General features: G+C 70.0%; 6 protein-coding genes and 1 pseudogene. 4 read left to right on the top strand and 3 right to left on the bottom strand.

Annotated elements, in window-relative coordinates; genetic code table 11:
• From VGR06_RS14905 to VGR06_RS14895, 3 genes and pseudogenes are all read right to left on the bottom strand, one after another.
• Positions 1–636: pseudogene (locus VGR06_RS14905) on the bottom strand (hypothetical protein); the annotation flags it as partial.
• Between the two features lie 6 nt (positions 637–642).
• Positions 643–1,629 (bottom strand): glutamate ABC transporter substrate-binding protein, encoded by a 987-nt coding sequence (locus VGR06_RS14900; protein ID WP_327559663.1) that lies wholly within the window; start codon positions 1,627–1,629, stop codon positions 643–645.
• A complete protein-coding gene (locus tag VGR06_RS14895; RefSeq protein ID WP_327559662.1) occupies positions 1,626–2,981 on the bottom strand; it encodes a hypothetical protein in 1,356 nt (451 codons plus the stop codon). Before VGR06_RS14895 ends, VGR06_RS14900 begins: the two co-directional genes overlap by 4 nt.
• A gap of 266 nt (positions 2,982–3,247) precedes the next feature.
• Between VGR06_RS14895 and VGR06_RS14890 the strand changes: the two genes are divergently transcribed.
• From VGR06_RS14890 to VGR06_RS14875, 4 genes are read left to right on the top strand one after another with little or no spacing between them, the layout of a single operon-like run.
• Positions 3,248–3,646 (top strand): hypothetical protein, encoded by a 399-nt coding sequence (locus VGR06_RS14890; RefSeq protein WP_327559661.1) that lies wholly within the window; start codon positions 3,248–3,250, stop codon positions 3,644–3,646.
• Entirely contained in the window at positions 3,643–3,825 is a 183-nt protein-coding gene (locus VGR06_RS14885) for a hypothetical protein (RefSeq protein WP_327559660.1), read from the top strand. The genes VGR06_RS14890 and VGR06_RS14885 overlap by 4 nt, the downstream gene beginning before the upstream one ends.
• Positions 3,815–4,516 (top strand): response regulator transcription factor, encoded by a 702-nt coding sequence (locus tag VGR06_RS14880; RefSeq protein ID WP_327559659.1) that lies wholly within the window; start codon positions 3,815–3,817, stop codon positions 4,514–4,516. Before VGR06_RS14885 ends, VGR06_RS14880 begins: the two co-directional genes overlap by 11 nt.
• On the top strand, positions 4,510–5,886 hold the full coding sequence (locus VGR06_RS14875) for a HAMP domain-containing sensor histidine kinase (protein WP_327559658.1): 1,377 nt from the start codon (positions 4,510–4,512) through the stop codon (positions 5,884–5,886). The genes VGR06_RS14880 and VGR06_RS14875 overlap by 7 nt, the downstream gene beginning before the upstream one ends.
• The last annotated feature ends 13 nt before the right edge of the window (positions 5,887–5,899 follow it).

Below are 5,899 nucleotides of genomic sequence, written 5' to 3'. Positions count from 1 at the left end.
GGCCGGTCCCGCCTGGGTGGCCGGCGGCTCCTCGGCGGGCGGCTTGGGCGGCTCGATGCTCTGCGTCTGCGGGGTCTCGCCGAGCACGCTGGTCGGCTGCGGCTCGTCCTCGTCGAGCGCGGTCGGCGGCCGGACTCCGGGCTGGCGCGGGGCCACGTTCGGCACCGGGACCCCTTGCGGCCATGGCGCTCCTGGTGTCCCGGGGGGCGGCGTCGGCCACCGGGTGGGCGGCGGAGGTGTCCACTGTGGAGTGCTTGGTTGCCACTGACCCGGCGGCAGTGGCGGTTGACCGGCTGAACCCCAGGCGGAGTTGCCGGCAGGGCCTGGGGCAGGGACCGCCTGGACGATCACGGTGGGCGGCTCTCTCGCCGGCTGCGGGGCCTCGGGTTTGCGGTGGCGCGGTGGGGGGGCCTCGTCGGAGCCGGTGAGCACGTCCGGCGGGCGGAACCAGCCGGTGCGTTCCTCGCCCTCGGCGGCGGCCCTTCGATGCAGTTGCTCGGCGGCCACCGCGGCCTGCCGGCGCAGCTCCTCGGCCTGCACGAACGGATCGGCGGGGCGGGCCACGGCGATGCCACACGCCTGGCAGTTTCCGTCGACGACCTTTCCGTCACATCCCGGCCGCGGGCAGTTGGTCATCGTGACTCACCTGTACTCCGGGACCGGCGGGCTCGCGTCCCCGATGCTGGGCCGCAGCCAGCGGTTGTAGCTCGCCTGCCATGCGCCATCCCGGATCGACTTCTCCAGCACGCTGTTGACGAAGCGGACCATGTCCTCGTTCCGCTTGGGGATGCCAATCCCGTACGGCTCCTGGGTGAACCGATTGCCGACCAGTTTCACGTTCGGGTCCTGGGCTGCCATGCCGGCCAGGATCCCGTCGTCCGTGGAGATCGCGTCCGCCTGGCCCTGCTGCAGCATGATCAGGCAATCCGACCAGGTTTTGGTCGCTACCACGACGAGCTTCGGGTCGGCCTTGGACAACGTGTTGAACGAGGTGCTGCCGGTTTGGGTGCACACCCGCTTCCCACCGAGCTGCTTCAAGTCGGTCACCGTAGACGACTTGTCCACCAGCAGTCTCTGGCCGGCGACGTAATAGATGGCGGAGAAGTTGATGTCCGCCCAGCGCGTGCAATTGGCGGTGAAGGTACGCACGACCACGTCTACTTTGCCGGTCTTCAGCGCCTCAATCCGGTCGGCCGAGGCGAGCGGCACGTATTGGATCTTGTTGGGATCGCCGAAGATCGCTGCGGCGATCTCGTGCACCCGATCGATGTCGAATCCCTCGAGCTGGCCCGTATTCGGATTGCGGAAGCCGAACAGGAACGTGTTCTGATCGACACCCGCCTTCAACAGGCCGCGCTGCTGGATGGTCCGCATGTTGCCGTCCGGCATCTGGCCGGGCGGTGGCAGCGGGCCGGTGGGGCGGATGCTGGCCCGGCCGTCTGCCGGGCACGACGGCGGCGCCGGTGCGGCCGAGCCGGATGTTGCAGTTGGATTCTCTGCGGCACCAACCGGGCGTGGCCGCTCGACGGTATTGACCGGAGCCGGATCGGCCAGGGTGCCGGTCGAGCCGCATGCGGAAAGGAACAGCGCCATGACTATCACAGCGGCCATCGGCATCCGGTTCCTCATCGGTACTCCCGCAGTCGTTGGGCGACCCCCAGGGTGATCCCGGCGGCGGCGAGCAGGGCAAGCACCACGGCGCCGGGTACCAAGCCGGTCAGCGCATTGCGCGCGGTCAGCGTCTGATTGAGGAACTCCTGGCGGCCCGCGTTGAGGGCATTCAGCAGGTTCTCGTCCAGCTTGGCGAACGCGGTCGCCGCGCTGTCCGGTGCGTCCTTGATGGCGGCGTCGACGGCCTCCTGGTACTTCCCGTCCTTGTCGAGCTGCCGGATCCGGTCGTGCGCGGTCAGATAAGCGTTCGTGTTGTTGATGGCGGACTGGATCTCATCGGCCACCTGCTGGCTGGACGCCAGGTTCTTCGCCTGCACCAACAGATTGGCCTCGGTGTCGCCGGAGACCTCCGGCCTGAGCTTGGTGAAATCGCCGTCATAGTCCGGTCCGTCGCCCCTGGTTACCAGCGTGAGGGTCTCGTCCGCACGCAACTTCAGGGTGACGATCCGGGCTCGTACCAGCACCTCGGCCAGCGCCGAGCCGTTGCGCTGACCGTCGGCCACGCCGCCGGACATGAACAGCATCGCCACCGTGCCCCAGATCAGGCTCAGCAAGACGGCGACGGTGGCCACCGCCAGGCCGATGTTGATCAGCCGGTTGGTCCGTCGGGTCAGATACATCTGAGTGGCGATCAGCGCTGCGAGCAGCAACACGGCCAGCACGACGGTGGCCCACGGGAACGAGCGGACATCCTCCTGCTCGGCACCAAGCCGCACGAAGTCGATCCGGTACAGCGTGTTGGCGGCCGGGAGAATCTTGTCGCGCATCAGCCCATTGGCCTCACGCAGGTAGGCCGCGCCGGCCGGGAAACCCTGGCGGTTGTTCGTGCGCGCGGTCTCCACCAGCGAGGCGTACACCGGAAGTTGCTGGTTGAGCAGCTGCACCTGGGCCTGCGCCTGCGTGTCATCCCCGACGTCCGAGGACGCCTTGGCGAGCGCCGCACCGGCCTGCGCGATGTCCCGCTCGTAACGGCTGCGCAGCGCCTCGGGCTCGGTGCCGCCGGAGAGGAAGGCGCTGGCCGCGGTGGCGTCGGCGTCGGAGAGTGAGCGGTAGAGCTGCTGCGCGGCGGCGGCCAGCGGTTCGCGGTGCTCGACCAGGTTGTCGATGGTGGTTTGCTTCTGCTGCAGCGCGAGGGCGCCGACGAGGCCGGTCAGCACGGTGAGCAGGACCAGTCCTACCGCGATCACGGTGAGCCGGCCGGGCGTGGTGCCGGCGGAGCGGGTGAGCTGACGGACCGCGGAAAGGGGCGTACCGAGCACTCTGCGTGTGCCCGGTGCGGGTGGCGCCTCGCGCGGCGCGGTCACGACCATGACTTGCGATTCAACCTGGAGAAGTAGCCCACTGTGCCCGCTTTCCCCCGGCGGTTACCGGCCTGTAACTGCGCACTCCGTACCCGATGAACTTAGTGCAGCCGGCGTGGCGCTGGCCACTGATGGCCTCCCGGGTTACCTCACGCTGCGTCACGAGCACGGCCCGTGTTCCTTACACAGTCCGAACCTCATCCAGGCCGGTCGCTCACCTTCGTCGGTCACTGTGGTGCTCGCCAATCAAGTGAGAAACGTTAGGGAGGATCTCAATGCGTATCACCCGTATCGCCGCCGCGGGCTTAGCCGTTGCCGCGGTCTCGCTGGCCGGTGCGGTGCCGGCGGGTGCCCAGCCGAGCGCGCCGCCGCCGTCCGGCTCGGTGACCATCACGCTCAGCCCGGAGCAGGTCGCGTTCCTGTGCGACAAGCGCCTGCCTCGGATGGAGACCCGGGTGACCAAGCTGATCGACCGGATCAACGGCGGCGCGGACGTGAAGGGATCGACGGCGTGGCTCAAGGACCGGGCGGCGAAGGAGCGCGCGGCCGGCCGGGAGACCTCGGCGAAGCTGCTCGAGGAGCGGGCCGAGCGCCGGGCCGGGCGGATCGACGAGCTCAACAAGATCAAGGGCTGGGTGACCGACTTCCGCGGCAAGTACTGCGGGGCGAAATGAGGGCGAGGGTCGCGGCGCTGGTGCTGGCGCCCCTCGTGCTGCTGGGTGTGACGGCCTGCCAGGACCGGTCGACCGGGCCGTCCCCACTCGGGCCGGGGCCGGGCGCGACGTCGACGAAGCAGCTCGACGACATGGAGTCCACTCTGGACAGCATCGAGTCGGAGCTCAATGACGGCTAGTGTTCCGCCGGTGGAGTCCAAGGGCCTCGTGCTGGTGGTGGAGGACGACCGGGCCATCGCCGACCTGGTGTGCCTCTACCTGCGGCGGGAGGGGTTCGGCACCTCGGTGGAGACGACCGGGGCCGGCGCGTTGGACGCGGTGCGCCGGCTCCGGCCGGTCGCGGTCGTGCTGGACATCGGGCTGCCCGGCTCGGACGGCATCGAGGTGTGCCGTTCGATGCGCGCCGGCGGGGACTGGACGCCGGTGCTGTTCGTCACCGCGCGGGACGACGAGGTGGACCGGGTGCTCGGCCTGGAGCTGGGCGCGGACGACTACGTCACGAAGCCGTTCAGCCCGCGCGAGCTGGTGGCCCGGGTGCGCACCGTGCTGCGGCGCGCCGGGGGTGCGCCGGGCGGTGAGGTGCTGACCGTCGGCCGGACCCGGCTGGACCTCGGCCAGCGTCGCGTGTGGACGGACGATGCCGAGGTATCGCTGACGTCAACGGAGTTCGAGCTTCTGGCGCACCTGATGCGGCGGCCGGGCCAGGTGTTCGAGCGCTCCCAGCTGCTGTCGGCGGTGTGGGGCTACTCGGCGGCCGCCGGCACCCGGACCGTCGACGTCCACATCGCTCAGCTCCGGGGGAAACTGGGTTCCGCTAGTCCCATTAGGACAGTTCGAGGCGTCGGCTACTCCGCGGACGCCTCGTGTTGACCGAGCGCCGGCGCCCCAGCCTGGCCGTCCGGGTCACCGCCATCTGCCTCGTCGTGGCCGGCGTGATGGCCGTCGTCGCCGGGTTGATTTCGACCCGCCTCGTGGTCAGCACCGCCGCCGACCTCACCCGCCAAACCATGTCCGACCAGGCCGACGTCATCGCCGGCGAGCTCTCCGACTCCCGCCTCGGCATCCGCCGCGCCGTGGAAATCCTCCGCGGCCAGGGAATCTCCGTCGTCCAACGCCAGCGCAACGGGTCGCTGGTCAGCGCCGACCCTGCTGCGGTCCGCGCCGCCCGCCAAGCCGGCATCGACCGGGTGACCACGTCCTCGCCGCTCCACGCCTCCGTCGAGATCGACGGCGACTCGTTGTTGGTGGAAGCCCGTTCCGTCGAGGACCAGACCGCGTTCGCCCTGGTACGCAAGGCAGCCGTGGCCCGCGGAACCGGCCGCGCCCTGGTCGGCAACATCATCTTCGCCCTCGGTATCGGCCTCATCGTCGCCGCGATCGCCGGGTTGTTGCTGGCCCGCCGGTTGTCCCGCCCCCTGCGCCACACGGCCAGCGTCGCCGCCAGCATGACCACCGGCCGCCGCGACATCCGCGCCCCGGTCGAAGGCCCCCGCGAGGTCGCCGACGTCGCCCGCTCCATCAACGACCTCGCCGACGCCCTCCACCGCAGCGAATCCCGCCAACGCGAGTTCCTCCTCTCGGTCTCCCACGAACTCCGCACCCCGTTGACGGCGGTCAAAGGCTTCGCCGAATCCCTGGCCGACGGCGTCGTCACCGGCCCCGAAGTCCCCGGCGTCGCCCGCGTCATCGACCAGGAAGCCAACCGCCTCGACCGCCTGGTCTCCGACCTTCTCGACCTGGCCAGGCTGGGCGCCGCCGACTTCCGCCTGGACCTCACCGACGTGGATTTGAACGCGCTGGTAGCCGACGCCTCCCGCGTCTGGCAATCCCGCTGCGAGTCCGCCGGCCAGGTCTTCCGCATGGACCTCCCCATGGAAACCCTGGTCACCCACACCGATCCGCGAAGGCTCCGCCAAGTCCTCGACGGCCTGGCCGAGAATGCGGTCCGCGTAACCCCCGCCGGCCGCCCGGTAGTTTTGTCGTTGTCCCCCGCCCCCGGCGCCGCCGTGCTCCAGATACGGGATGGAGGCCCCGGCCTCTCCGAAGAGGACTATCGAATGGCCTTCGCCCGCGGCGCCCTCCACTCCCGCTACGAAGGCACCCGCCCGGTAGGCACCGGTATCGGGTTAGCGTTGGTCCACGGCCTGGTGACCCGCATGGGCGGCACCGTCCAAGCAGGCCCCGCCCCCGAAGGCGGCGCCTCCTTCACCGTCACATTGCCAGCCCATCCTCACTTCTGACGCCGAGCACGGA

The sequence above is a fragment of the Actinophytocola sp. genome, from assembly GCF_036002505.1.
In the GTDB taxonomy this organism is placed as follows: domain Bacteria; phylum Actinomycetota; class Actinomycetes; order Mycobacteriales; family Pseudonocardiaceae; genus DASYTH01.
Note: the sequence above shows the minus strand (reverse complement) of the source record. Positions and strands in the feature narration are given on the sequence as shown.